This window comes from Pontibacter russatus (assembly GCF_009931655.1).
Classification (GTDB): Bacteria; Bacteroidota; Bacteroidia; order Cytophagales; family Hymenobacteraceae; genus Pontibacter; species Pontibacter russatus.
In genome coordinates this window covers 3,266,294-3,292,422 of the sequence record NZ_CP047984.1, presented here as the reverse complement: position 1 = coordinate 3,292,422, position 26,129 = coordinate 3,266,294, and the positions used below count along the sequence as shown (strand labels likewise).

The window sequence follows — 26,129 nt, the reverse complement described above, 5'->3', positions numbered from 1 at the left end:
AAAGGTTAGAAATTGATTATGCTGCTTACTTAGAGTAAAGCTCGACGATCAGCTGCTCCTGGATTTTTTCAGGGATCTGGTCTCTCTCAGGAGTAGCGATAAACTTGCCCGACATCTCAGAAGCATTCCACTCTAACCAGCTGAACTGGCGCGCATTGCGCACGGTAAGCGAAGAAGTGATGGCCTCAAGAGACTTTGATTTCTCTCTTACTGCTACCACGTCTCCCACCTTCAGGCTGAAAGAGGGGATGTTAACGATGTCGCCGTTCACTAAAACGTGCTTGTGCAAGACAAGCTGGCGCGCTGCTCTCCTGGTTGGGGCGATACCCAAACGGTAAACAGTATTATCTAACCTTGACTCAAGTAAAGCCAGAAGCACTTCACCTGTGATGCCGCCTTTTCTGTGCGCTTTCGCGAAAAGGTTAGCGAATTGTTTCTCTAAAACACCATATATAAACTTCGCCTTTTGCTTCTCCGTAAGCTGCAGAGAATATTCTGACTGCTTCTTGCGACGGCCGCGGCCGTGCATCCCCGGAGGGTAAGCTTTCTTTTTGAGTGCTTTGCTTGGGCCAAAAATCTCTTCGTTGAAACGTCGTGAGATTTTGCTTTTAGGACCAGTATATCTTGCCATTTCTTAAACTAAATTTAAATTTAAACTCTTCTGCGTTTTGGAGGACGACATCCGTTGTGCGGCAGCGGCGTAACATCCTTGATAGAGGTTACTTCGATTCCGGTGTTCTGTACCGTGCGGATGGCAGACTCTCTACCTGCACCCGGGCCCTTGACAAAAACCTCAGCTTTGCGCATGCCCAAATCATAGGCAACCTTGGCGCAGTCGCCGGCAGCCATCTGAGCTGCGTACGGAGTGTTCTTTTTAGAGCCTTTGAAGCCCATTTTACCAGCAGAAGCCCAAGATATAACCTGACCTACGTTGTTGGTTACTGATATAATGATATTATTGAAAGAAGCTTTGATGTGTACCTGGCCAGTTGATTCTACAACTACAACACGCTTCTTAGCCTTATCTTTTCTTTTCTGAGCCATGATCAATTATTATTTAGAAGCTTTCTTCTTATTTGCAACAGTCTTACGCTTCCCTTTCCTGGTGCGTGAGTTGTTTTTGGTGCGCTGTCCGCGCACAGGCAAACCCTTACGGTGTCTCAACCCGCGGTAGCTTCCAATGTCCATAAGACGCTTGATGTGCAACTGCACCTCCGACCTCAGTACACCTTCCGTCTTGATGTCAGCTGCAATAATATTTCTGATCTCACCGGCTTCGTCTTCTGTCCAGTCTTTTACCTTCTTGTCAAGATCCACCCCGGCTTTGTTAAGGATTTTTTGCGAAAGGTTGCGACCGATACCGAAGATATAGGTCAATGCGATTTCGCCTCTTTTGTTATCCGGAATATCTACTCCTGCTATTCTTGCCATACTAATTTTGATTACCCTTGTCTTTGTTTATATCTTGGATTCTTCTTGTTGATGACGTAAAGCTTCCCCTTGCGGCGGATTATCTTACAGTCAACGCTTCTCTTTTTAACTGATGCTTTAACTTTCATTTTATTTATTTATATCTGTAAACAATTCTGCCTTTCGTCAGGTCATAAGGCGACATCTCTAACTTTACTCTGTCCCCCGGAAGGATTTTGATGTAATTCATCCTCATCTTACCGGATATATGAGCAACCACCTGATGACCGTTTTCAAGCTCAACTCTAAACATGGCGTTAGACAAAGCCTCAATGATAGTCCCGTCTTGTTCTATGGACGACTGTTTTGCCATTTATGATTTGTTTGCTTGTTCTATATAATCAAATGTTGTTAAAATCTCCGCCCTGTCTTTTCGCACCACTACAGAGTGCTCGAAATGGGCGGATGGTTTGTTGTCTTTCGTCCTGATCGTCCAGCCGTCTTCTTCCTGCACAATGTGCCGCGTGCCCAAATTAATCATGGGCTCGATCGCGATCACCAGCCCGTTCTGGAGTTTCACGCCTTGCCCGCGCCGCCCATAGTTCGGAACTTCCGGAGACTCGTGCAGGTTGCGGCCAATACCATGCCCCACAAGCTCTCTCACAACACCATATCCATGCTTCTCGGCATGCTCCTGAATGGTATAGCTCACGTCGCCCATACGGGAACCAACCGTTGCTTTCTCTATGCCTTTGTAAAGTGACTCTTTTGTCACTTTCAAGAGGTCTTTTACCTCTTCCGAAACATTCCCAACGCCATGTGTATAGGCACAGTCGCTGTGAAATCCCTTGTAGTAAACACCTGCATCAACAGAAATAATGTCTCCATCGTTCAGTATGTAGGCACTCGGAAAGCCATGTACAACAGTAGCGTTTACTGATATACATAGGCTAAAGGGGAAACCGTTGTAGTTTTTGAAGGAAGGCTGGCCGCCGCTGTCGCGGATGAATTCTTCGGCACGCTTGTCTAATGTAATCGTAGAAACACCTTCCTTTATTAGACGAGCAATTTCGCCATGTGCTTTGCTTAATATCAAAGCACTCTGGCGAATAAGCTCAATTTCTTCTTCCGTTTTATATATAATCATCGATTAAGAAGATGCCATTGCAATGTTCTCAGTTCTGCCTCGCAGCTTTCCTGACTTCATCATGCCATCGTAATGCCGCATCAGCAGATAACTCTCCACTTGCTGAAGCGTATCAAGTACGACGCCAACCATGATTATAAGCGAGGTCCCACCAAAGAACTGTGAAAACTCAGTTGTTACTCCCAGCACCACCGCGATGGAGGGGAAAATGGCAACGAGGGCAAGGTATATAGCACCTGGAAGGGTGATTTTTGTCAGGATGGTATCGATATATTCGGAAGTGGCAAGCCCCGGTTTAACTCCCGGCACGAAACCGCCGCTTCGCTTCAAATCATCGGCAATCTGGTTCGGGTTCACGCTGATGGCTGTGTAGAAATAAGTGAACACCAGAATCAGAATAAAGAACACGAGATTATACTGCCACGATGTGAAGTCTGAGAAGGTGGAGCCTATATAGTTTGCGGTGTCACTGGAGTCTGCCCATATAGAGGCAATCATAGAAGGCAGGAACATCAGCGACTGTGCAAAGATAATCGGCATCACACCGGCAGCGTTCACCTTGAGCGGTATAAACTGGCGCTGGCCACTGTATAGCGAGCTGCCGCCCACCTGCTTGGCATATTGTACAGGAATTCTTCTGATGGCCTGCGTCAGCATGACAACTGACATTACCACAAAGAACAGCACAAAAAGCTCGAACAAGAACAACAGGGCACCGTTTAGCTGCTTGGAGGTAGCCTCAAAAATGAGGGCGCTTGGGAGCCGGGAGATAATACCGATCATAATCAGCATCGATATACCGTTTCCAATACCTTTGTCGGTGATTCGCTCACCCAGCCACATACAGAAGATGGTGCCCGAGGTGAGCACAATCATAGAGGTGATGGTGAAGAGCGTTTGGCTGATGACAATGGCTTCGGCGTTGATGGTAGCCACAAAGCCCACTGCTTGTGCCAGCGTAATAACAATAGTAAGCACTCGGGTGATTTGGTTGATTTTCTTTCTCCCGGACTCACCCTCCTTCTGCATTTTCTGGAAGTAGGGAACGGCGATTGTAAGAAGCTGCAATACAATCGAAGCCGATATGTAAGGCATGATACCTAATGCAAAGATGGAGGCATTGCTGAATGCCCCACCTAGGAAAGTGTCTAACAAACCAAACAAGCCACTCGTGTTAGCCTGTAGTTGGTTCGGGTCAACACCAGGTAAAACAACAAAAGAACCAAGTCGGAATATTGCTATGAAGAAAAGCGTGTTCAGGATTCTCACCCGCAGATCTTCAATAGCAAAAATGTTCTTAATAGTTGTTATAAACTTCTTCATACCGATCGATTAGAGCGCTACTGTTTTACCGCCAGCTTTTTCTATGGATGATGTTGCAGTTCCAGAGAATGCATGGGCATGTACTTCCACAGCTTTGTTCAACTCCCCTCTGCCTAATATTTTAACTTTGTCGTTCTTCTGAACCAAACCGTGCGCTTTGAAGAATTCAAAGTTTAGCACCGTTTCGCTGCCTGCCTCAACTAAAGATTGCAATACATCCAAGTTGATGGCTTTATACTCAACACGGTTGATGTTTTTGAAGCCATACTTAGGTACGCGTCTCTGAAGCGGCATCTGCCCGCCTTCGAAGCCTGATTTCTGTGAATAACCTGAACGTGACTTGGCTCCTTTATGGCCGCGTGTAGAAGTTCCACCTCTACCTGACCCAGTGCCCCGACCTATTCTTTTACTGTTTTTAACAGCACCCTCTGCAGGTTTTAAAGAATTTAAGTACATTATTGAAAGTCTTTAACTTCTACTAAACTATGAACTTTTTTCACCATGCCAGCAATCTGCGGAGTAAGCTCTACTGATACTGACCTGCTTATTTTACCTAATCCAAGCGCCTTCATGGTAGCTTTCTGGTCTTTAGGACGGTCGATGATACTTTTGACCTGTGTGATTGTTACTTTAGCCATCTCAATTATCCGTTGAATACCTTCTGTAAATTAACTCCGCGTTGCTGCGCAACGGCCAAAGGATCACGCATCTTAGAAAGTGCATCAAAAGTAGCCTTTACCACGTTGTGCGGGTTCGAAGAGCCTTTTGACTTGCAAAGCACGTCTTTTACACCGGCACTCTCCAGCACGGCACGCATGGCGCCACCTGCAATTACGCCTGTACCGGCAGCAGCTGGCTTTATCAGCACATAACCGCCGGAATATTTGCCTTCCATAGCGTGTGGCACTGTGGTATGGTATGTAGGCACCTTCACAAGGTTCTTCTTAGCGTCATCAATGCCTTTGGCGATGGCGTCCGTAACCTCGTTGGCTTTTCCAAGGCCGTAACCTACCACGCCGTTTCCATCGCCCACCACTACAATGGCCGCAAAAGAAAATCTTCTACCGCCTTTCACTACTTTGGCAACACGGTTTATGGCAACAACTCGCTCTTTCAGCTCTATTTCGCTCGCCTTTACGCTTCGTATATTATTCTTCAACATAATTCTTTAGAATTTAAGGCCACCTTCACGAGCGCCTTCTGCCAATGATTTAACTTTACCGTGGTACAGGTAACCAGAGCGGTCGAAAATCACCTGCGAGATACCTTTAGAAAGCGCTTTTTCAGCAATCTCTTTCCCAACTCTGCCGGCAGTCTCTACATTTGCCTTTGCATCATCAAGCTTTACCGAAGAAGCTGCCGCTAGTGTCACACCAGTAGTATCGTCAATCAGCTGTGCATATATCGCTTTGTTACTGCGGAACACAGACAATCTTGGCCTTTCGGCAGTACCAGAAATTTTGTTCCTGATACTTCTCTTTATTCTTAGTCTTCTTGAGATCTTGTTAGTAGACATGATGATGATTATTTAGACGCTGTCTTACCAGCTTTTCTTCTGATTACTTCACCTACGAAGCGGATACCCTTGCCTTTATATGGCTCTACCTTGCGCAGTGACCTGATTTTAGCAGCCACCTGGCCCAACAGCTGCTTGTCGTTAGACTCAAGCGTGATAACCGGAGACTTACCTTTTTCAGTTACAGCCGTGGCCGATACTTCAGCTGGGATAGCTAAATAGATATTGTGCGAGTAACCGAGCGAAAGCTCCAGAATGTTCCCCTGCATGGTTGCTTTATAACCCACACCCACCAACTCAAGCTGCTCTTTGAAACCCTGGCTCACACCTATCACCATGTTGTTGATGAGGGAACGGTACAAGCCATGCATGGCTTTGTGGCGCTTCTGTTCGGTAGGGCGCTCCACAACAAGCTGGTTATCATGCTGCTTCACAATCATATCCTTATCTACAGGAGTAGAAAGCGATCCTTTCGGCCCTTTCACGGTAACCACATTGTTTGCAGCCACAGTTACTTCAATAGCGTTAGGCAGGCTGATTGGCAATTTTCCTATACGTGACATTGTCTATCCTCCTAATTAATAAACATAACATAATACCTCACCGCCGATGTTCAGCGACTTGGCTTCTTTCTCGGTCATTACGCCTTTAGAAGTAGATAAAATGGCAACACCCAGGCCGTTCAGGACGCGGGGCAGGTTATCACTTCCAACGTATTTGCGTAGCCCTGGCTTACTAATCCTGTCCAGTTTCACAATAGCAGACTGCTTTGTGTTGGGGTTATATTTCAGCGCTATCTTGATTGTACCTTGCACCGCAGCGTCATCGAATTTATAACTCTGGATGTACCCTTTGTCGTACAATACTTTGGTGATCTCTTTCTTTATATTGCTAGATGGTATCTCAACTATTCTATGGTTCGCCTTGATAGCGTTACGCACTCTAGTTAAATAATCTGCTATTGGATCTGTGTTCATTATGGAAACTATATAATAATGAATGCTTTTAGCTAAGCGAGGGGCAAAGATACGAATATCTTTTCTCTTTTCTTACAGCGTAAGAAAAAAATTACCAGCTCGATTTTGTAACACCAGGAATTTTACCAGCAGATGCAAGGTCTCTGAAAACAACGCGGGATATCCCGAATTTCCTCATATATCCCCTTGGGCGCCCGGACAGTTTGCAACGGTTGTGCAGACGTACCGGGGAAGCATTACGTGGCAATTTATCTAAGGCCTCATAGTCTCCGCTTGCTTTCAATGCGGCTCTTTTGGTAGCGTATCTTGCTACCATCTTCTGTCTTTTAAGCTCTCTCGCTTTTACTGATTCTTTTGCCATTTTCTTATTTCTTATCGGTTACGAAAGGCATTCCAAAAGCTTTCAGCAGTTCGTAGCTTTCCTCGTCTGTCTGTGCAGTTGTCACGAAAGTGATGTCCATTCCAGAGATAGCCTTTATCTTGTCGATGCTAATTTCAGGGAAGATGATCTGCTCCTTTATACCGAGGGTATAGTTGCCGCGGCCGTCAAAGCCTTTCGCGTTGATTCCCCTGAAGTCACGCACGCGTGGCAGCGCTACAGTCACCAGGCGGTCCAGGAACTCGTACATCTTCTCTCCCCGCAGCGTTACGCGCGCACCGATAGGCATGCCCTCTCGCAGTTTGAAGTTAGAAACGGATTTCTTAGCGATGGTTGAAACCGCCTTCTGCCCGGTGATGGTTGTAAGTTCCTCTACCCCTATATCCACCAGCTTTTTGTCGGAAACGGCGGCGCCGATGCCTTTGTTGATGGAAATCTTTGTAAGCTTGGGCACCTGCATGATGTTCTTGTACTGGAACTTCTCTTTCAAGGCAGGCACTACCTCTTTATCGTATTTTTCTTTAAATCTTGTAGTTGCCATCTTAGATAACCTCTCCTGTCTTTTTAGAGTAACGCTCTGATTTACCTTCGCTGTTCTTTCTTCTTCCAGCTTTGAATGTTTCGCCTTTAGCGTCTACCAAAGCTACATTGCTGGCGTGTACCGGAGCTTCTATCTGGCTGATGCCGCCTTGCGGGTTTTTGGCGCTGGGCTTGGCATGCTTGGTTACTAAGTTTAACCCTTCTATAGTTACTCTCTGCTTGCTGATGTCTACAGCGATGATGCGGCCTGTTTTGCCGCGATCATCTCCGGCAATTACTTTAACCGTATCGCCAGTCTTTACATGAAGTTTTTTCTTATTCATTTTAATCTGAATTATATGTTATAGAACTTCAGGTGCCAGCGAAACAATTTTCATGAATTGCTTTTCACGAAGCTCACGGGCTACCGGCCCGAAGATACGGGTGCCGCGAGGCTCATTGTTTGCATTCAGAAGAACGGCGGCATTGTCGTCGAAACGGATATAGGACCCGTCTTTTCTTCTTACCTCTTTCTTTGTTCTTACAATAACTGCTTTAGAAACAGTTCCTTTTTTTATGTTACCGGAAGAAAGGGCTGATTTCACAGTCACTACTATCTTGTCTCCGATAGAAGCGTATTTCTTACCAGTACCACCCAACACACGGATGCAAAGCACTTCTTTGGCACCGCTGTTATCAGCTACACTTAGTCTTGATTCCTGCTGTATCATCTTATTTCGCTCTTTCTATTATTTCTACTAAACGCCAGTTCTTATTCTTGCTAAGCGGACGCGTTTCCTGAATGCGCACCAAGTCCCCGATGTTGCAGTCGTTGTTCTCGTCGTGAGCCATAAACTTGTTGGACTTGTTCAGAAACTTCCCGTAGATAGGGTGCTTCATTTTACTTTCCACCAATACCGTGATCGACTTGTTCATCTTATTGCTAACAACTCTCCCACTTCTTTCTTTTCTTAGATTTCTCTCTTCCATGATCTAAATAGGTATTAAGAGTTAGCTTGGATTTCACGACTGCGGATTTCCGTGTTCAGACGGGCGATGGTACGCTTGGTCTCACGGATTTTCATGGGGTTCTCCAACGGAGATATGGCATGTGCAAAACGTAGGTTTTGCATGTTGGAGCGCTCAGTGTTTAGCCTCTCTTTCAGTTCTTCTGAAGACAAAGCCTTAATGTCTGAATTTTTCATTTTCTATTTCTCAACGTAATCCCTACGTACTACAAATTTTGATTTCACCGGCAGCTTCTGGGCGGCCAGCCTTAGCGATTCCTTCGCGACTTCTAACGTGATGCCATCCGATTCAAACATGATGGTACCGGGCTTCACTACGGCCACCCAATACTCCGGAGAACCCTTACCCTTACCCATACGCACCTCAGCAGGCTTCTTGGTGATGGGCTTGTCAGGGAAGATGCGGATCCACACTTGTCCTTCACGCTTCATAGCCCTTGTCATGGCGATACGCGCTGCCTCAATCTGGCGGCTGGTAATCCATGTGGCTTCCAGCGATTTTATTGCAAATGAACCAAATGAAATGGTGCTGCCTCGGTGAGCCAGACCCTTCACGCGGCCTTTTTGCATTTTTCTATATTTAGTCCTTTTAGGCTGTAACATTTTCTAAAATCGTAATAATGTTAACAATCAATTACTGACGCCGCTTGTTGCGATTGCCACCACGCTTGTCGCCACCTGGCGCACCATCCGCTTTCTTGTTGCGGGGGTTGCCACGTCGGTCGCCTCTGTCACCTCCACCACCTTGCGGTGCGCCTGGTCCTCCGCCTTTGCCGCTCTCTAAGCCTGCGTTCGGCGTCAAGTCGCGCTTGCCATATACCTCTCCTCTGAAGATCCACACCTTGATGCCGAGCTTGCCATATACCGTCTGCGCTTCAGACAGGGCATAATCGATGTCGGCTCGTAGCGTGTGCAGCGGAGTCCTACCCTCCTTGTAATGCTCGGTTCTGGCCATTTCAGCACCGCCCAAGCGGCCTGACACCTGTACTTTGATGCCTTCGGCACCAACCCGCAGGGCAGACGCAATGGCCTGCTTCATGGCACGGCGGAAAGAAATACGGGCCTGCAACTGCTGGGCGATTGACTCGCCTACCAGTTTTGCATCCAGCTCAGGGCGCTTGATCTCAAAGATGTTGATCTGAATATCTTTGTTCGTCAGCTTCTTAAGCTCCTCCTTAATCTTGTCTACCTCCTGGCCGCCTTTCCCGATTACAACACCCGGACGGGCAGTGTTCACGGTGATGGTGATGCGCTTCAGCGTTCTTTCAATAATGATTTTAGAGATGCCGCCTTTAGGAATTCGCGCTAATATATATTTTCTGATTTTCTCGTCCTCGATCAGCTTCTCAGCGAAATCCTTGCCGCCATACCAGTTAGAATCCCAACCTTTGATAATGCCGAGTCGAAAACCGATTGGATTTACTTTCTGTCCCATATCTTACTTGCTGGCTTTTTTAGATTTCTTTGATTGCTGTTCAATTTGCTCTTCTGTCAGGCTGTCGATGATAACCGTTACATGGTTTGATCGCTTCCTGATGCGGTGTCCGCGGCCTTGAGGAGCCGGGCGCAGGCGCTTCAGCATCTTGCCCTCGTTTACAAAGATCTCTTTGATATATAGATTCGCCTCTTCGATGCGGGTATCCTCGTTTTTCAGCTGCCAGTTAGACAAAGCTGACAAAAGAAGCTTCTCAAGTCTCTCAGATCCGGAATTTGCTTCGAACTTCAGTAAGTTCAGGGCCCTTGATACGCTCTTGCCACGGATCAAGCCAGCTACTAACCTCATTTTACGAGGAGAAGTAGGCACGTTATTTAGTTTTGCTACTGCTTCCATGGTTATCGCTTGCCTTTATCTTTTTTAGCAACGTGACCTCTGAAGTTTCTGGTTGGCGCAAACTCGCCGAGCTTGTGCCCTACCATGTTCTCCGTCACATATACCGGAATAAATTTATTACCATTATGTACTGCGAATGTGTGGCCCACGAAATCAGGAGATATCATAGATCGGCGCGACCAAGTCTTGATAACAGACTTTTTGCCAGCGTCATTCATTACATTCACTTTCTTCTCGAGCCTAAAGTCAATGTAAGGCCCTTTTTTTAATGATCTAGCCATTTATTTTTTCTTTCCTCTGTTAACTATAAGCTGTTCAGAATACTTATTCTTGTTTCTGGTCTTCATGCCTTTTGCATACAGGCCTTTGCGTGAGCGTGGGTGACCGCCGGAGGATTTACCTTCACCACCACCCATTGGGTGATCGACAGGGTTCATGGCTACACCACGTACGCGTGGACGCTTGCCCAACCATCTGTTGCGCCCGGCTTTTCCGAGTTGCACATTCATATGGTCGGCATTAGAAACAGTACCAACTGTTGCTGAACAGTTCACTAACACCATTCTCAACTCCCCTGAAGGAAGCTTGATCGTTGCATAGCGGCCTTCGCGGGCCACTAGCTGGGCATAAGAACCGGCGCTGCGGGCAAGTATAGCACCTGCGCCTGGCTGCAACTCGATGTTGTGAATGATAGTACCAAGAGGAATATCCGATAAAGGAAGGCAATTCCCTACTTCGGGGGCAATGCCCGGGCCTGAAGTAACCACAGTGCCTACTTGCAATCCGGCTGGTGCAATGATATATGCCTTCTCACCGTCCACGTAGTGCAGCAGGGCGATGCGGGCTGTCCTGTTCGGATCGTATTCGATCGTCTTTACGGTAGCCGGTATGCCGAACTTAGTACGCTTAAAATCGATGACCCGGTATTTCTTCTTATGGCCACCGCCTGTATAGCGCATGGTCATTTTACCTGAGTCGTTGCGTCCACCAGATTTTTTGATAGGTGCCAACAAAGATTTCTCCGGAGTAGAGGCCGTTACCTCGTCAAAGGCGGGGGCTACTCTGAATCTTTGACCTGGTGTTGTTGGTCTTAACTTTTTTAAAGCCATCTTAACTTAATTATATACCGCTGTAAAAGTCTATGACATCACCCTCTTTCAGGGTAACAATTGCTTTCTTGATGAGAGAAGTACGGCCTGAGACAGCGCCTGATTTCGTATATTTCGTCTTCAATTTGCCGATAGAGCGCATGGTGGCTACTTTCTCCACTGTTACGCCATACTGTTTCTCAATCTGCTTCTTGATCTCTACTTTATTGGCGTTCTTGTTTACCTCAAAAGCATATTTGCCCACCTCGTTCAGAGCGGCAAATTTTTCAGTGATTATTGGTCTTTTCAGAACGTTCATTATTTCGCGCTAAAGAGGGTTTCTAATACATTAACTGACTCTTCCACCAGCAACAGTTTCTCTGTGTTCAGCAGGTCATATGTGTTCACATCGCTTGCGGTAGAGATTTTCACCTTCGGCAGGTTGCGCCCAGACAGCACAATGTTCTTATCGGCTGCAGGCAGCAGTATCAGTGTTTTGCCAGCCACCTGCAGGTTGCTCAGGATGCCTTTAAACTCGCTTGTTTTCGGTGCGTCCAGAGAGAAGGACTCCACCAGCGCCACTTTGTTGTCGCGTGCTAACAGCGACAGGGCAGAAAGACGGGCCACCCGCTTCAGTTTCTTGTTAAGCTTGAAGCTGTAGTTTCTTGGCTTGGGTCCAAAAACGCGCCCACCGCCCACAAACAGCGGCGACTTCAGCGATCCGGCACGTGCACCGCCCGTACCTTTTTGCTTTTTAATCTTTTTTGTAGAACCTGCTACCTCGTTGCGCTCTTTTGACTTATGCGTTCCCTGCCGCTGGTTCGCCAGGTACTGTTTCACGTCAAGATACATGGCATGCTCATTTGGCTCTAAACCAAACACAGCATCAGAAAGCGTTACCTTTCTGCCTGTATCCTCACCTTTTATATTTAATACAGAAAGCTCCATTTTTATTTCTCAATTAACACGTAAGAATTCTTGGCACCTGGTACAGAGCCACTAACTACCAAAAGGTTTTTGTCCGCTACAACGCGCAACACCGTCAAGTTTTCAATCTTCACGCGGTTACCGCCCATTCTGCCAGCCATGCGCATCCCCTTGAACACTCTGGATGGCCATGAACAGGCACCGATAGAACCCGGGTGCCTTGCCCTGTTATGCTGACCGTGGGTCTGACCGCCAACTCCGGCAAAGTTGTGGCGCTTCACAACGCCCTGGAATCCCTTGCCTTTGGAAGTTCCGACCACATCCACGAACTCACCTTCTATAAACAGGTTCACATCTATGGTGTCTCCCAGATTTACAGAAATACCCTCCGTGTTAAACTCTGCCACTTTTTTCTTAGGAGCTGTATTGGCTTTCTTGTAATGTCCGGCTTCTGCCATTGTTACTCTCTTCAGCTTCTTTTCGCCAAAGCCAAGCTGTACAGCTTCATAGCCATCAGTCTCGACTGTCTTCACCTGAGTAACTACACATGGGCCGGCTTGAATAACCGTTACGGGTGTGTATTTACCATCTGCTGTGAAGAGGCTTGTCATTCCGATTTTTTTACCGATAATTCCAGGCATTCAACTTGTTTTTTTAAAGATGGAAATAATATATATGGTATGCCCTCAGTTTTCTAAGGGAGTGCAAAGTTATAAAATATATTTTTGTTTCAATAGCATTACTCTAAATTATTTCTGTATCATGCACTTATAAAAAAAGAGAACCAGTTCCCCGGTTCTCTTTTTTTATGGCGCTCAGGTTTATCAAACCTTTATTTCTACATCTACCCCGCTTGGCAACTCAAGTTTCATCAGCGCATCCACCGTCTTGGAGCTGGTAGAGTAAATATCTACCAGCCGCTTATAGGTGCAAAGCTGAAACTGCTCGCGCGATTTCTTGTTCACGTGTGGTGAGCGCAGTACAGTGAATTTATCTTTTTCTGTTGGAAGAGGAATTGGTCCGCTTACGATAGCACCAGTAGCTTTCACAGCTTTCACAATCTTCTCAGAAGACTTATCGACCAGGTTGTGGTCGTATGACTTAAGCTTAATTCTTATTTTCTGATTCATTATTTTACTACTATTTAGCTGCAGTTCCTTTTAATTTGGCAATGATGGCATCTGCTAAGTTCTGAGGTACCTGCTCGTAATGAGAGAAAGTAAGTGAAGCTGTAGCTCTACCAGAAGTAATCGTACGAAGGTCGGTCACATATCCGAACAGCTCAGAGAGCGGCACATCGGCCCTTACCACACTAGCAGTGCCTTTTGTGTCCATTCCCTTCATCAGGCCTCTTCTTCTGTTCAGGTCACCAGTTACCGGGCCCGTATACTCATCCGGCGTTACCACGTCTACTGACATAATAGGCTCAAGCAGCTTCGGCGCGCATTGCTTGCCGGCCTCCTTGAATCCCTGACGGGCTGCCAATTCAAAAGAAAGGGCATCAGAGTCTACATCATGGAAGGAACCATGGAACAGGCGCACTTTCATGGAATCAATAGGGAATCCTGCAAGAATACCGTTCTTCATCGCTTCTTCGAAGCCTTTCTGAACCGCTGGGATGAATTCTTTCGGTATCACACCCCCTACAATGGCATTCTCAAACTCAAGTCCTGGCTTGCCGTCCTCGCGGGGCCCCATATTAAATACAATGTCGGCAAACTTACCACGGCCACCAGACTGCTTCTTGAACACTTCCCGGTGCTCCACTGTCTTTGTGATCGTCTCCTTGTAAGCTACCTGAGGCGCACCCTGGTTCAGCTCTACTTTGAACTCGCGCTTCATTCGGTCGATGATGATCTCAAGGTGCAATTCGCCCATTCCTCTCAGAATAGTTTGCCCTGTTTCCTCATCAGTATGCACTTTCAGCGTAGGATCTTCCTCGATCAGCTTGGCAATCGCCATACCCATCTTGTCAGAGTCTGCCTGCGTTTTTGGCTCAATGGCATAACCAATTACCGGCTCAGGGAAATCCATAGATTCAAACACGATCTTGTTGTTCTGATCGCAAAGTGTGTCTCCCGTCTTGATGTCCTTGAAGCCTACTACCGCACCAATGTCTCCAGCCTCCAATTTGTCAATCTGGTTCTGCTTATTGGCGTGCATCTGGAAAATGCGGGATATACGCTCTTTGTTGTTTGACCTTGTATTGTATACATATGACCCGGACTCCAGGACGCCTGAGTATGCCCTTACAAAGCATAAGCGGCCAACGTAAGGGTCAGTCGCAATTTTGAATGCAAGACCCGCAAAAGGTTCTGTTACGCTTGGCTTGCGTAAAACTTCCTGCTCCGTATCAGGGTTTATTCCTTTGATATACTCTCTGTCAAGAGGAGAAGGTATCAGCGCCATCACATAATCCAGCATCGTCTGAACACCCTTGTTCTTGAAGGAAGAACCGCACAGCATCGGAACAATGGCCATATCTATCGTTGCAGCACGAAGGGCAGTCAGTATTTCATCTTCAGAGATCGAATTTGGATCTTCGAAGTATTTCTCCATCAGGGTTTCATCGTACTCGGCAACTGCTTCCAGCAGCTTCTCCCTGTACTCAGCGGCTTCTTCCACCATGTCGTCCGGAATAGGAACTTCTGTAAAGGTCATCCCTTTGTCATCCTCATTCCAGATGATGCCCCGGTTGTTCACCAGATCCACCACTCCTCTAAAGTTATCCTCAGAGCCAATCGGTAACTGAAGCGCTACGGCGTTGCTGCCCAGCATTTCTTTTACCTGCCTGCACACCGCCAGGAAGTCAGCGCCAGAACGGTCCATCTTGTTCACAAAACCGATGCGTGCCACTTTATAGTTGTCGGCAAGGCGCCAGTTGGTTTCTGACTGTGGCTCCACCCCGTCTACTGCACTGAACAGGAACACCAGGCCATCCAGTACCCGCAGCGAACGGTTCACTTCCACCGTGAAGTCAACATGGCCCGGGGTGTCGATGATGTTGATGTGATACGGCTGTCCTCTGTAATTCCAGTTTACTGTAACAGCGGCAGAAGTAATGGTGATACCGCGCTCCTGCTCCTGCTCCATCCAGTCGGTTGTAGCGGCACCTTCGTGTACTTCCCCTAATTTGTGAGATTTTCCTGTGTAGTAAAGTATGCGCTCTGTTGTTGTTGTCTTACCTGCATCAATATGCGCGGCAATCCCAATATTTCTTGTGTATTTTAGGTCTCTTGCCATCCTTAGAATCTAAAGTGTGAGAATGCTTTGTTCGCCTCTGCCATTCTGTGTGTATCGTCTTTCTTCTTCACAGCAGCACCTTCACCTTTAGCAGCAGCTACAATCTCTCCTGCTAACCTGTCTTTCATTGTTTTCTCGCCTCTTTTGCGAGCGTAGGATATCATCCACTTGATACCCAGAGATACTCTGCGGTCCGGACGGACCTCAGTCGGCACTTGGAATGTAGCACCCCCTACCCTACGGCTTTTTACCTCGACGCTTGGCATCACGTTGTTCAACGCTTTCTTCCACATCTCCAGGCCGTTTTCTTTTGTTCTTGATTCTACTATTTCTACAGCATCATAGAAGATTCCATAGGCTACGCTTTTCTTTCCGTCTTCCATCATGTAGTTAACGAAACGCGTCACCAATGTCTCTTTATATTTAGGATCAGGAAGGAGTATTCTACTTTTCGGCTTTGCTTTTCTCATTGTATTAAAAGGCTATATATTACTTTTTCTTACCACCTTTACCTGCGGCGGCTGCAGCCTGCCCTGGCTTGGGTCGCTTGGCACCGTACTTGGAGCGTGACTGAAGACGGCCGCTAACACCTGCGGTGTCGAGGGCGCCGCGCACGATGTGGTAACGCACCCCCGGAAGGTCCTTCACCCTGCCTCCTCTGATCAGCACAATAGAGTGCTCCTGCAGGTTGTGGCCTTCACCTGGTATATAGGCGTTGACTTCCTTGCCGTTTGTTAATCGTACCCTGGCAACCTTACGCATGGCAGAGTTTGGCTTCTTAGGCGTTGTGGTATATACTCTTGTACATACGCCACGACGCTGTGGGCATGAATCTAGGGCAGGAGACTTAGAGTTATATGTCAGTTTCTCTCTTCCCTTTCTTACTAATTGCTGTATAGTAGGCATTTACAATCTGTTAATTATAGATTTTTCTACTCAAAAATTCGGACTGCAAAGGTATATAAATACACTTGCAATTTCAAAATATTAATTCATTAATTCTTAGTGCATTAGGCTTCCCCCACCGTTCCTCCGAAGTTCATCGGAAATGACGGCGCCTCCTGTGCGTGCTTGATCTCACCGAAGCTGTCTTCAAACTTTTTGACGTTATCGGCCAGAGCAGCCAATAATCTCTTGGCGTGCTCCGGCGTGATAACGACTCTTGATTTGACTTTCGCTTTTGGCAAACCTGGCATCAGTCTTATAAAATCAATCACAAATTCGCTGCTGGAGTGCGCAATCATAGCCAGGTTGGCATACTCGCCTTCTGCCACTTCTTCCGACAACTCTATGCTTATCTGATTTTGCTTTTGCTGATCATCCGCCATATTCGAATTTATTTGTTTTGTAACTCCTGCTGCCTTTTGGTTGTCGCTTTCTTGGAGCTTACCAATGCATCATACTCTTCCTGGCTTCCCACTATCAGTTTCTGATATTCTCTCAGTCCTGTACCAGCCGGAATCAGGTGCCCCACGATCACGTTCTCTTTCAGGCCAAGCAGCTCATCGGCTTTTCCTTTGATAGCCGCCTCGCTCAGCACCTTCGTCGTTTCCTGGAAGGATGCCGCAGAGATGAAGCTTTGCGTACCCAGGGATGCCTGTGTGATACCCTGCAGCGTAGGCCTTGACACGGATGGCTGTGCATCGCGCACGGTTACCAGTTTCAGGTCGCGGCGCTTCAGGCTTGAGTTCTCGTCACGCAGCCTTCTGGCGGTAACGATCTGACCTGGCTTCAGGCTTGCCGAGTCTCCGGCTTCCTCCACCACTTTCATGTCAATGATGCGGTCGTTTTCCTCCATGAAGGTGATTTTGTCTACCACCTGGTTCTCCAGGAAGCTTGTGTCACCGGCATCCACGACAATCACCTTCTGCATCATCTGGCGTACAACCACCTCAATGTGCTTGTCGTTGATCTTCACGCCCTGCAGACGGTATACTTCCTGAATCTCATTCACCAGGTATTCCTGCACGGCTCCCGGACCCTGGATATTTAGGATGTCTGACGGTGTGATGGCACCATCCGATAACGGCATACCAGCGCGCACGAAGTCGTTGTCCTGCACGAGGATGTGCTTGGAAAGCGGCACCATGTACTTCTTCTTCACGCCGTCTTTCGACTCGATGTAGATTTCACGGTTACCGCGCTTCACGCTTCCGTAGGTCACCACGCCATCAATCTCCGATACCACGGCCGGGTTAGAAGGGTTACGGGCTTCGAACAGTTCCGTCACACGCGGCAGACCACCTGTGATGTCACGCGTCTTGCCTATCGCTCGAGGAATCTTCACCAGAATCTGTCCGGCTTTGATTTTCTCGCCGTTCTCTACGGTCAAGTGTGCTCCCACCGGAATGTTATAGCCTTTCGGCTCGCCATTCTTCGGGTTTACCAAGATGGCGGGGTTCTGTGTCTTGTCTTTTGTATCGATGATCACCTTCTCGCGGTAACCTGTCTGCTCATCCGACTCCTCGCGGTATGTGATACCCTCGATGATGGCTTCATAGGCAATCTCCCCGTCAAATTCAGAGAGAATCACGGCATTATATGGATCCCAGTTACATATCTGATCGCCTTTCTCTACCGTCTGCCCGTCGTTCACGTGCAGGAAGGAGCCATAAGGGACGTGGTTGCTGATAAGCAGCTTGCCCGTGTTTGGGTCCACAACTTTTACCTCGCCTGAACGACCCATCACTACCTTCACCGGTTCGCCTTCGTTGTTCACTGTGTCCAGCGAGCGTACGTCCTCGAATTCGATTTTACCGCCGAACTTCGCCAGAATGGTGGCATCCACCGCAATGTTAGACGCTGTACCACCCACGTGGAATGTACGGAGTGTCAGCTGTGTTCCCGGCTCGCCGATAGACTGTGCGGCAATTACACCCACTGCCTCGCCCTTCTGCACCATAAAGCCTGTTGCCAGGTTACGGCCGTAGCACTTGGCGCAGATACCACGCTTCGATTCGCAGGTCAGCACGGAGCGGATCTCTACAAATTCGATAGCCGTCTCCTCGATGGCTCGCGCCACCTCTTCTGTGATTTCAGAGCCGGACTCAGCAATCAACTCATTCGAAATCGGGTCATATACATCGTGTACGGTCACGCGACCCAGAATTCGCTCAGACAGCGACTCCACGATATCCTCGTTGTCTTTCAGCGCACTTACCTCCAGACCTCGCAGCGTGCCGCAGTCTTCCTCGTTCACAATCACGTCCTGCGACACATCCACCAGGCGACGTGTCAGGTAACCGGCGTCAGCCGTTTTAAGTGCTGTGTCCGCAAGGCCTTTTCGCGCACCGTGCGTCGAGATGAAGTACTCGATTACATCTAGACCTTCCTTGAAGTTGGAAAGGATTGGGTTCTCGATAATCTCACCCACAGAGCCTTGCAGGGATTTCTGAGGCTTCGCCATCAGACCGCGCATACCACCCAACTGACGGATCTGCTCTCTGGAGCCACGGGCGCCGGAGTGCATCATCATGAAGATAGAGTTAAAGCCTTGGTCATCGTTCTCCAGGCGGCGCATCAGCGTTTCCGTTATCTGGTTGTTGATACGTGTCCATATATCAATTACCTGGTTGTAACGCTCGTTGTCTGTGATCAGACCCATCGAGTAGTTCTGCCATACCGCATCCACATCCTTCTTGGCCTGCGCTACCAGAATATCCTTCTCTTTTGGTATCTGGATATCACCCAGACCCATGGAAAGACCACCTTTGTAGGCCGACTGGAACCCGAGCGTTTTGATGTCGTCCAGGAACTGCGCGGCACGCGCCATACCTGTCTCCTTGAACACGCGGGAGATGATCTGCTGCAGTTTCTTCTTCGTCAGCAGTTCATCTATATAGCCTACTTCCTCCGGCACGAACTGGTTGAATATCACGCGGCCGGCTACGGTTTCAATCAACTTCGTAACCAGTTCGCCCTGCTCGTTTCGGATCTTTGTCCTTACTTTTATATATGCCTGCTTCGAGAGGCGGCCTTCGTTGATGGCGATGATGACTTCCTCCGGAGAGTAGAAGCTCATTCCTTCACCCACGATGGTTTCAGTTTCTGTGCTGCGCTTGCCTTTCGACACATAATATAATCCGAGAACCATGTCCTGCGACGGCACCGCAATAGGCGCTCCGTTGGCAGGGTTCAGGATGTTGTGCGATGCCAGCATCAGCATGGAGGCTTCCAGTACAGCGGCAGGCCCGAGCGGGACGTGTACCGCCATCTGGTCACCGTCAAAGTCGGCGTTAAAGGCCGTACACACCAGTGGGTGCAGCTGGATCGCCTTACCTTCGATCAGTTTCGGCTGGAATGCCTGTATACCTAATCTGTGTAGCGTAGGAGCACGGTTAAGGAGTACCGGGTGGCCTTTCAGCACGTTTTCCAGGATATCCCAAACAACAGGGTCCTTACGGTCTACTATTTTCTTAGCTGACTTTACAGTCTTCACGATACCTCTTTCGATCAGCTTGCGGATGATGAACGGCTTGAAGAGCTCCGCTGCCATGTTTTTAGGCAGACCGCACTCGTGCAGCTTCAGTTCAGGACCAACCACAATTACCGAACGGCCAGAGTAGTCAACACGCTTACCAAGCAAGTTCTGACGGAAACGTCCCTGCTTACCTTTCAGCATATCAGAAAGCGACTTCAGCGCACGGTTACCTTCTGCACGAACAGCGTTCACTTTACGTGAGTTGTCGAACAGAGAGTCCACCGCTTCCTGTAGCATACGCTTCTCGTTACGAAGGATTACTTCAGGCGCTTTGATCTCTATCAGACGCTTCAGACGGTTGTTACGGATGATAACACGTCTGTAAAGGTCGTTCAAGTCAGATGTAGCGAAACGGCCACCATCTAACGGAACAAGCGGACGAAGCTCTGGTGGAATAACAGGCACCATGCGGATGATCATCCACTCTGGTCTGTTTTCGATTCTGGTTGCAGCATCACGGAATGCTTCTACTACACGAAGACGCTTTAACGCCTCAGCTTTACGCTGCTGAGACGTCTCGTGAGCGGCGGCATGACGAAGCTCGTATGACAGGTCATCCAGGTTCGTACGCTCCAATAGCATTTGCAATGCTTCAGCACCCATCTTCGCGATGAACTTGTTTGGATCGTTGTTGTCCAACATTTGGTTTTCGCGCGGGAGCTTGTCAATCATATCCAAGTACTCATCCTCGGTCAGAAAGTCAAGCGTGTTCACACCGTCTTCTGCCAGAATACCCGGCTGAATAACCGCATACCGTTCGTAGTATATAATCTGGTCGAGCTTTTTGGTCGGCAGGCCCAGCAGATATCCAATTTTGTTAGGGAGTGACTTGAAGTACCAGATATGCGCCACCGGAACCACCAGTTCGATATGGCCCATGCGCTCGCGGCGCACTTTCTTCTCGGTCACCTCCACGCCGCAACGGTCGCAGATGATACCTTTGTATCTGATTCTCTTGTATTTCCCGCAGTGGCATTCCCAATCCTTCACAGGCCCGAATATCCTTTCGCAGAATAAACCACCCATCTCAGGCTTGTAAGTTCTATAGTTAATGGTCTCAGGCTTTGTCACCTCTCCGTTGGAACGCTCCAGGATGGATTCCGGGGAAGCCAGGCTGATCGTTACTTTTGAGAAGTCCTGAGAAAGCTTTTTATTTTTCGCAAATGCCATATTATATTATAATAATGTCAGTACAATGAATTTGCTCTACAGCTACACCTGTATATAAAGTGTGTTAAGCGCTCCAGTATATATACCGAAGCGCCTAACTTTCACTTTATTACTCCAGCGTGATTTCCAGCGCCAGACCTCTCAGCTCGTGAATCAGTACGTTGAATGACTCCGGGATATTTGGCTTCGGCAACACGTCCCCTTTCACGATTGCCTCGTAGGCTTTCGCGCGGCCGATCACGTCATCTGATTTCACTGTCAATATTTCCTGCAGTACGTTCGAGGCTCCGAAGGCCTCCAGCGCCCACACCTCCATCTCACCGAAACGCTGACCACCGAACTGTGCTTTACCGCCCAGTGGCTGCTGCGTGATGAGCGAGTATGGGCCGATGGAGCGTGCGTGCATCTTATCATCCACCAGGTGACCCAGTTTCAGCATATAGATGACGCCTACTGTCACCGGCTGGTCGAAGCGGTCGCCGGATAAACCGTCGAACAGGTAAGAGCGTCCGAAATGCGGAAGCCCTGCCTCAGCCAGCTCGGCAGAAACCTGCTCCTCCGTGGCACCGTCGAAGATTGGCGTGGCATAGGTTCTGCCCAGCTTCAGACCGGCCCACCCGAGCACTGTCTCATATATCTGGCCGATGTTCATCCTCGAAGGGACGCCCAGCGGGTTCAGCACGATGTCCATTGGTGTTCCGTCTTCCAGGAACGGCATGTCCTCCTCGCGAACGATTCTGGCTACCACCCCTTTGTTACCGTGGCGACCCGCCATCTTGTCACCCACTTTCAGCTTGCGCTTCTTGGCTATATATACCTTGGCAAGCTGCACGATGCCTGCCGGCAGCTCGTCTCCAACCTCCAGCGTGAAGCGCTCTCGCTTGAAGTGTGCCGACACGATGTTGCGGCGCTTGTTGTAGTTCTTCACAAGCTCTACCAGCATGCTGTTCGTTTTCTCGTCAGCGGTCCAGTTCTCCAGGATCAGGTCCTTGAACATGTTCACCTCTTCCGGAACGGCGTAGTTGCTTTCGTCCTTGTAGGGGTTCTTCTCCGGGAACAGCGCTTCCACGATGTTCTTTCTCGTGAATTTCGAGCCTTTTGTCAGGATTTCATCCCCGAACTTGTGCTTCACCCCTTGAGAGGTTTTGCCTTCCAGTAAAGCGACAAGCTTGTCAGCCATCACGTTCTTGATGCTGATCAGTTCCCTGCTGTATTTTACCTTCAGTTCCTCTACCTCTTTCTTAGACTTGGCCCGCAGGTTCTTGTCCTTCTTAGGGCGTGAGAACAGTTTTGTCTCAATCACCACACCATTGAGTGAGGGCGGCGCCTTAAGCGAGGCGTCCTTCACATCACCGGCTTTGTCTCCGAAGATGGCGCGGAGCAGTTTCTCCTCCGGCGTCGGATCCGTCTCGCCCTTCGGCGTGATTTTTCCAATCAGAATGTCCCCTTCCTTCACCTCGGCTCCAATGCGGATGATACCGTTCTCGTCCAGGTTGCGCACCGCCTCCTCGCTCACGTTCGGTATCTCTGAAGTCAGTTCTTCCTCGCCCCGCTTCGTCTCGCGCACTTCCAGTTCAAACTCCTCGATGTGGATGGAGGTGAACACATCGTCGCGCACCACTTTTTCGGAGATGACGATGGCATCCTCAAAGTTATATCCCTGCCACGGCATGAACGCCACCTGCAGGTTGCGGCCAAGCGCCAGTTCCCCGTCGTTGGTGGCATATCCCTCGCACAGCGGCTGCCCTTTGGTTACCCGCTGCCCTTTCTTCACGATTGGGGTCAGGTTGATGCAGGTATCCTGGTTCGTTCTCCTGAACTTTATCAGCTTGTAGTCCACATACTCAGCGTCGAAGGAAACCAGTTTCTCATCTTCGCTCAGATCGTATTTCACCACGATTTTAGTGGCGTCCACAAAATCAATCACACCTTCGCCTTCGGCTATCACCAGTGCTCTGGAGTCAATCGCTGCCCTTCTTTCCAAACCTGTTCCTACTATCGGAGCCTGCGGCTTCAGAAGCGGCACGGCCTGGCGCTGCATGTTCGAGCCCATCAGGGCACGGTTGGCGTCATCATGCTCCAGGAACGGAATCATAGAAGCCGCCACTGATACAATCTGGTTCGGGGCAACGTCCATATAGGTATAAGCGCCCGGCTCCTCCACCGGGAAGTCTCCCTCGAAACGGCCTTTCACACGCTCGTTCACGAAGTTTCCTTTCTCATCGATCAGGGCGTTTGCCTGCGCGATGTGGTGGGTATCCTCTTCTTCGGCTGTCAGGTACTCTACCGATCCGTCCACAACCACTTTACCTTCTATCACCTTGCGGTAAGGCGTTTCGATAAAGCCCATATGGTTCACGCGGGCGTGTACGCACAGCGAGGAGATCAGACCGATGTTTGGTCCTTCCGGTGTTTCGATGGTACATAGACGGCCGTAGTGGGTATAATGCACGTCACGCACCTCGAAACCGGCCCGCTCCCGTGACAGACCGCCTGGCCCCAGGGCCGACACACGGCGCTTGTGCGTCACTTCGGCCAGCGGGTTGGTCTGGTCCATGAACTGCGACAGCTGGTTAGTCCCGAAGAACGAGTTGATCACGGAAGACAGCGTCCGCGCGTTGATCAGGTCAACCGGTTTGAAGTCTTCGTTGTCGCGCACGTTCATACGCTCTTTAATGGTACGGGCCATACGGGCCAGTCCCACTCCAAACTGGGCATATAACTGTTCGCCCACTGTTCTCACACGGCGGTTGCTCAGGTGGTCAATATCATCCACCACGGCTTTAGAGTTGATCAGGCCGATCAGGTACTTCACAATCAGGACAATGTCCTCGTTTGTGAGCACTTTCGCTTCCCAATTCGTGTCGAGGCCCAGCTTCTTGTTGATTCTGTAACGGCCAACTTCGCCCAGGTCGTAGCGCTTGTCAGAGAAGAACAGCTTCTGGATAATGTCGCGGGCGGTTTCTACGTCCGGTGCCTCCGTGTTTCGCAGTTGACGGTAAATCTGCTCTACTGCCTCCTGCTCAGAGTTGGAGTTGTCCTTCTGGAGCGTGTTATATATGATGGCGTAGTCCGCGATGTTCACGTTCTCGCGGTGCAGAATGATGGATTTCACACCTGAGTCAACAATCACGTCGATGTCTTCCGCCGTAATATCAGAGTCGCGCTCCAGGATCACTTCGTTACGGTCGATAGAAACCACCTCGCCAGTGTCCTCATCCACGAAGTCTTCTGTCCAGGTGCGCAGCACGCGCGCGGCCAGCTTTCTTCCGATCGTGTTTTTCAGCGTTTTCTTGTCCGCGGACACTTCCTCCGACAAACCGAACAAATCAAGGATGTCCTTGTCTGTACCGTAGCCGATGGCGCGCAGCAGCGTCGTAACCGGGAACTTCTTCTTGCGGTCGATGTACGCGTACATGACGTTGTTCACGTCTGTCGCAAACTCTACCCAGGAGCCTTTGAACGGAATAATGCGGGCAGAATACAGCTTGGTGCCATTGGTATGCTTGCTTTGCGCAAAGAACACCCCCGGCGACCTGTGCAGTTGCGATACGATAACACGCTCAGCCCCATTGATCACAAAAGAACCTTTCTCAGTCATGTACGGGATGTTGCCCAGAAACACTTCCTGCTCAATTGTCTCAAAGTCTTCGTTGTCCTCGTCGTTACAGATCAGGCGGAGCTTTGCTTTCAGCGGTACGGAGTATGTCAAGCCCCTGTCGATGCTCTCATCCACAGAGTACTTTGGAGGGTCTATATGGTAGTCGATAAACTCCAGCACGAAGTTCTCGCGTGAATCCGATATAGGGAAGTTCTCGGCAAATACTTTAAACAAACCTTCCTGTGCCCTATTCTCCGCTGGTGTCTCCAACTGAAAGAAGTCCTGAAATGACTGAAGCTGAACATCTAAGAAGTCAGGATAGTCAATGACCGGATTAATAGAGGCGAAGTTGATTCGCTCTGTCGTTCTATTGTTAGCCAAAGCCTTGGAATTTTAGTTAGTAATCAATTATTATACACACAGAGTCCAAAACAACTGTGGGCAAAAAAGGATTCAAGCAGGCTTGAATCCGTGTACAAACAGGAAAAGACCTGACGAAAAGCCAGGTCTACCTGTTATCGGTATGTTGATATGGTGGGATTATTTAACCTCCACTTCAGCACCAGCTTCTTCCAAAGATTTCTTCAGTGAGTCTGCCTCGTCCTTCGTCACACCTTCTTTCAGGGGCTTAGGAGCGCCATCAACCAATTCTTTCGCCTCTTTCAGACCAAGACCGGTTAACTCTTTTACCAGTTTCACAACTGCTAACTTAGAGGCACCTGCTGCCTTCAGGACTACATCAAAAGAAGTTTTTTCTTCTACAGCGGCTCCTGCTTCGGCGCCACCACCTGCTACCATCATTGGGGCTGCAGCAGCTGGCTCGATACCGTACTCGTCCTTCAGAATAGTAGCTAGTTCACTAACTTCCTTAACAGTTAAGTTTACTAACTGCTCAGCGAATGCTTTCAAATCTGCCATTTTTTATTGAAATTAAAAGTTACTTATTGATTACGTTTTTAAATTATTCTTTTTCCGATAATGTCTTCAGGATACCGGCCAGTTTGCCACCGCTGCTCTGAAGCGCAGAAACCACGTTCTTCGCAGGAGACTGGAGTAAACTGATAATATCACCGATGAGTTCATTCTTAGACTTGATGTTAGACAGTGCGTCCAATTGGCTCTCGCCAATGAAAAGACCTGCATCGATGTATGCACCTTTCAGAAGTGGCAGCGTATTGCCTTTCTTTCTGAAATCTTTGATGAGTTTTGCAGGGGCATTGCCTGACTCCGCAGAGAACAGGATACCAGAAGCGCCTTTCAAAACACCTTCAAGTGCAGTGGTGTCAGCCTCAAGCGTCTCAAGCGCTTTCTGGATGAGCGTGTTTTTATATACTTTGTACTCAAGACCGCGGTCAAAGCACATTCTCCTGAACTGGTTGATGCTGGCTACGCTCATGGTAGAGGCATCTGTTATATAGAAGTAGTTCGTATTGGCGAACTTCTCGCTCAGCTCATTTACGATTATATCTTTTTCTTCCCTGGTCATGTTA

General features: G+C 48.7%; 36 protein-coding genes. All 36 read right to left on the bottom strand.

Annotated elements, in window-relative coordinates:
* Positions 1–25 precede the first annotated feature (25 nt).
* Positions 26–631: a 30S ribosomal protein S4 gene (gene rpsD / locus GSQ62_RS13645; protein WP_161890015.1), complete on the bottom strand. Its 606-nt coding sequence runs from the start codon at positions 629–631 to the stop codon at positions 26–28.
* Between the two features lie 20 nt (positions 632–651).
* The gene (rpsK, locus tag GSQ62_RS13640) at positions 652–1,044 is read right to left on the bottom strand and encodes a 30S ribosomal protein S11 (protein WP_161890014.1); all 393 of its coding nucleotides are present in this window, start codon (positions 1,042–1,044) and stop codon (positions 652–654) included.
* Between the two features lie 9 nt (positions 1,045–1,053).
* The gene (gene rpsM, locus GSQ62_RS13635) at positions 1,054–1,431 is read right to left on the bottom strand and encodes a 30S ribosomal protein S13 (protein ID WP_161890013.1); all 378 of its coding nucleotides are present in this window, start codon (positions 1,429–1,431) and stop codon (positions 1,054–1,056) included.
* Between the two features lie 11 nt (positions 1,432–1,442).
* Entirely contained in the window at positions 1,443–1,559 is a 117-nt protein-coding gene (gene rpmJ / locus GSQ62_RS13630) for a 50S ribosomal protein L36 (RefSeq protein ID WP_045688470.1), read from the bottom strand.
* A gap of 5 nt (positions 1,560–1,564) precedes the next feature.
* The gene (gene infA / locus GSQ62_RS13625; RefSeq protein ID WP_018476861.1) at positions 1,565–1,783 is read right to left on the bottom strand and encodes a translation initiation factor IF-1; all 219 of its coding nucleotides are present in this window, start codon (positions 1,781–1,783) and stop codon (positions 1,565–1,567) included.
* A complete protein-coding gene (gene map / locus GSQ62_RS13620; RefSeq protein ID WP_161890012.1) occupies positions 1,784–2,557 on the bottom strand; it encodes a type I methionyl aminopeptidase in 774 nt (257 codons plus the stop codon).
* Between the two features lie 3 nt (positions 2,558–2,560).
* The gene (gene secY, locus GSQ62_RS13615; protein WP_161890011.1) at positions 2,561–3,880 is read right to left on the bottom strand and encodes a preprotein translocase subunit SecY; all 1,320 of its coding nucleotides are present in this window, start codon (positions 3,878–3,880) and stop codon (positions 2,561–2,563) included.
* 9 nt (positions 3,881–3,889) lie between these two features.
* Positions 3,890–4,336 carry a 50S ribosomal protein L15 gene (rplO, locus tag GSQ62_RS13610; protein ID WP_161890010.1) on the bottom strand — a complete coding sequence of 149 codons (447 nt, stop codon included), beginning with the start codon at positions 4,334–4,336 and terminating at the stop codon, positions 3,890–3,892.
* The gene (gene rpmD / locus GSQ62_RS13605; protein ID WP_161890009.1) at positions 4,336–4,518 is read right to left on the bottom strand and encodes a 50S ribosomal protein L30; all 183 of its coding nucleotides are present in this window, start codon (positions 4,516–4,518) and stop codon (positions 4,336–4,338) included. Before rpmD ends, rplO begins: the two co-directional genes overlap by 1 nt.
* A gap of 5 nt (positions 4,519–4,523) precedes the next feature.
* Positions 4,524–5,042, bottom strand: a complete 519-nt coding sequence (gene rpsE / locus GSQ62_RS13600; RefSeq protein WP_161890008.1) for a 30S ribosomal protein S5 — start codon at positions 5,040–5,042, stop codon at positions 4,524–4,526.
* A 6-nt stretch (positions 5,043–5,048) separates the two neighbouring features.
* Entirely contained in the window at positions 5,049–5,396 is a 348-nt protein-coding gene (gene rplR, locus GSQ62_RS13595) for a 50S ribosomal protein L18 (protein WP_161890007.1), read from the bottom strand.
* 8 nt (positions 5,397–5,404) lie between these two features.
* Complete coding sequence (gene rplF / locus GSQ62_RS13590) at positions 5,405–5,959, bottom strand: 50S ribosomal protein L6 (protein ID WP_161890006.1); 555 nt, start codon at positions 5,957–5,959, stop codon at positions 5,405–5,407.
* 15 nt (positions 5,960–5,974) lie between these two features.
* Positions 5,975–6,373 (bottom strand): 30S ribosomal protein S8, encoded by a 399-nt coding sequence (gene rpsH, locus GSQ62_RS13585; RefSeq protein WP_161890005.1) that lies wholly within the window; start codon positions 6,371–6,373, stop codon positions 5,975–5,977.
* Positions 6,374–6,464: 91 nt separating this feature from the next.
* A complete protein-coding gene (rpsN, locus tag GSQ62_RS13580; protein WP_161890004.1) occupies positions 6,465–6,734 on the bottom strand; it encodes a 30S ribosomal protein S14 in 270 nt (89 codons plus the stop codon).
* 4 nt (positions 6,735–6,738) lie between these two features.
* The gene (gene rplE, locus GSQ62_RS13575) at positions 6,739–7,293 is read right to left on the bottom strand and encodes a 50S ribosomal protein L5 (protein ID WP_161890003.1); all 555 of its coding nucleotides are present in this window, start codon (positions 7,291–7,293) and stop codon (positions 6,739–6,741) included.
* Between the two features lies 1 nt (position 7,294).
* Positions 7,295–7,615: a 50S ribosomal protein L24 gene (gene rplX, locus GSQ62_RS13570; RefSeq protein WP_161890002.1), complete on the bottom strand. Its 321-nt coding sequence runs from the start codon at positions 7,613–7,615 to the stop codon at positions 7,295–7,297.
* Between the two features lie 18 nt (positions 7,616–7,633).
* The gene (gene rplN, locus GSQ62_RS13565; RefSeq protein WP_161890001.1) at positions 7,634–8,002 is read right to left on the bottom strand and encodes a 50S ribosomal protein L14; all 369 of its coding nucleotides are present in this window, start codon (positions 8,000–8,002) and stop codon (positions 7,634–7,636) included.
* Between the two features lies 1 nt (position 8,003).
* Positions 8,004–8,261: a 30S ribosomal protein S17 gene (gene rpsQ / locus GSQ62_RS13560; protein WP_161890000.1), complete on the bottom strand. Its 258-nt coding sequence runs from the start codon at positions 8,259–8,261 to the stop codon at positions 8,004–8,006.
* A gap of 14 nt (positions 8,262–8,275) precedes the next feature.
* The gene (gene rpmC, locus GSQ62_RS13555) at positions 8,276–8,476 is read right to left on the bottom strand and encodes a 50S ribosomal protein L29 (protein ID WP_161889999.1); all 201 of its coding nucleotides are present in this window, start codon (positions 8,474–8,476) and stop codon (positions 8,276–8,278) included.
* Positions 8,477–8,479: 3 nt separating this feature from the next.
* Positions 8,480–8,902 (bottom strand): 50S ribosomal protein L16, encoded by a 423-nt coding sequence (gene rplP, locus GSQ62_RS13550; RefSeq protein WP_161889998.1) that lies wholly within the window; start codon positions 8,900–8,902, stop codon positions 8,480–8,482.
* Positions 8,903–8,933: 31 nt separating this feature from the next.
* Entirely contained in the window at positions 8,934–9,734 is an 801-nt protein-coding gene (gene rpsC, locus GSQ62_RS13545; RefSeq protein WP_161889997.1) for a 30S ribosomal protein S3, read from the bottom strand.
* Between the two features lie 3 nt (positions 9,735–9,737).
* Complete coding sequence (gene rplV / locus GSQ62_RS13540; protein ID WP_161889996.1) at positions 9,738–10,130, bottom strand: 50S ribosomal protein L22; 393 nt, start codon at positions 10,128–10,130, stop codon at positions 9,738–9,740.
* Between the two features lie 2 nt (positions 10,131–10,132).
* Positions 10,133–10,411 (bottom strand): 30S ribosomal protein S19, encoded by a 279-nt coding sequence (gene rpsS / locus GSQ62_RS13535; protein ID WP_161889995.1) that lies wholly within the window; start codon positions 10,409–10,411, stop codon positions 10,133–10,135.
* Positions 10,412–11,239: a 50S ribosomal protein L2 gene (rplB, locus tag GSQ62_RS13530; RefSeq protein ID WP_161889994.1), complete on the bottom strand. Its 828-nt coding sequence runs from the start codon at positions 11,237–11,239 to the stop codon at positions 10,412–10,414.
* A 10-nt stretch (positions 11,240–11,249) separates the two neighbouring features.
* The gene (gene rplW, locus GSQ62_RS13525; RefSeq protein ID WP_161889993.1) at positions 11,250–11,537 is read right to left on the bottom strand and encodes a 50S ribosomal protein L23; all 288 of its coding nucleotides are present in this window, start codon (positions 11,535–11,537) and stop codon (positions 11,250–11,252) included.
* Entirely contained in the window at positions 11,537–12,166 is a 630-nt protein-coding gene (rplD, locus tag GSQ62_RS13520) for a 50S ribosomal protein L4 (protein ID WP_161889992.1), read from the bottom strand. The genes rplW and rplD overlap by 1 nt, the downstream gene beginning before the upstream one ends.
* 2 nt (positions 12,167–12,168) lie before the next feature.
* Positions 12,169–12,786, bottom strand: coding sequence for a 50S ribosomal protein L3 (gene rplC / locus GSQ62_RS13515; protein ID WP_161889991.1), 618 nt, complete (start codon positions 12,784–12,786; stop codon positions 12,169–12,171).
* A 183-nt stretch (positions 12,787–12,969) separates the two neighbouring features.
* Positions 12,970–13,275 carry a 30S ribosomal protein S10 gene (gene rpsJ / locus GSQ62_RS13510; protein ID WP_007654312.1) on the bottom strand — a complete coding sequence of 102 codons (306 nt, stop codon included), beginning with the start codon at positions 13,273–13,275 and terminating at the stop codon, positions 12,970–12,972.
* Between the two features lie 10 nt (positions 13,276–13,285).
* On the bottom strand, positions 13,286–15,388 hold the full coding sequence (gene fusA / locus GSQ62_RS13505; protein WP_161889990.1) for an elongation factor G: 2,103 nt from the start codon (positions 15,386–15,388) through the stop codon (positions 13,286–13,288).
* Between the two features lie 2 nt (positions 15,389–15,390).
* A complete protein-coding gene (gene rpsG / locus GSQ62_RS13500) occupies positions 15,391–15,858 on the bottom strand; it encodes a 30S ribosomal protein S7 (RefSeq protein WP_161889989.1) in 468 nt (155 codons plus the stop codon).
* Between the two features lie 19 nt (positions 15,859–15,877).
* Positions 15,878–16,294, bottom strand: coding sequence for a 30S ribosomal protein S12 (rpsL, locus tag GSQ62_RS13495; RefSeq protein ID WP_161889988.1), 417 nt, complete (start codon positions 16,292–16,294; stop codon positions 15,878–15,880).
* 104 nt (positions 16,295–16,398) lie between these two features.
* Positions 16,399–16,716, bottom strand: a complete 318-nt coding sequence (locus GSQ62_RS13490; protein WP_161889987.1) for a DUF3467 domain-containing protein — start codon at positions 16,714–16,716, stop codon at positions 16,399–16,401.
* 8 nt (positions 16,717–16,724) lie between these two features.
* Positions 16,725–21,038 carry a DNA-directed RNA polymerase subunit beta' gene (gene rpoC / locus GSQ62_RS13485; RefSeq protein ID WP_161889986.1) on the bottom strand — a complete coding sequence of 1,438 codons (4,314 nt, stop codon included), beginning with the start codon at positions 21,036–21,038 and terminating at the stop codon, positions 16,725–16,727.
* 109 nt (positions 21,039–21,147) lie between these two features.
* Positions 21,148–25,020 (bottom strand): DNA-directed RNA polymerase subunit beta, encoded by a 3,873-nt coding sequence (gene rpoB / locus GSQ62_RS13480; protein ID WP_161889985.1) that lies wholly within the window; start codon positions 25,018–25,020, stop codon positions 21,148–21,150.
* Between the two features lie 159 nt (positions 25,021–25,179).
* Complete coding sequence (rplL, locus tag GSQ62_RS13475) at positions 25,180–25,557, bottom strand: 50S ribosomal protein L7/L12 (RefSeq protein ID WP_161889984.1); 378 nt, start codon at positions 25,555–25,557, stop codon at positions 25,180–25,182.
* A 43-nt stretch (positions 25,558–25,600) separates the two neighbouring features.
* Positions 25,601–26,125: a 50S ribosomal protein L10 gene (gene rplJ, locus GSQ62_RS13470; protein ID WP_161889983.1), complete on the bottom strand. Its 525-nt coding sequence runs from the start codon at positions 26,123–26,125 to the stop codon at positions 25,601–25,603.
* Positions 26,126–26,129: the final 4 nt, after the last annotated feature.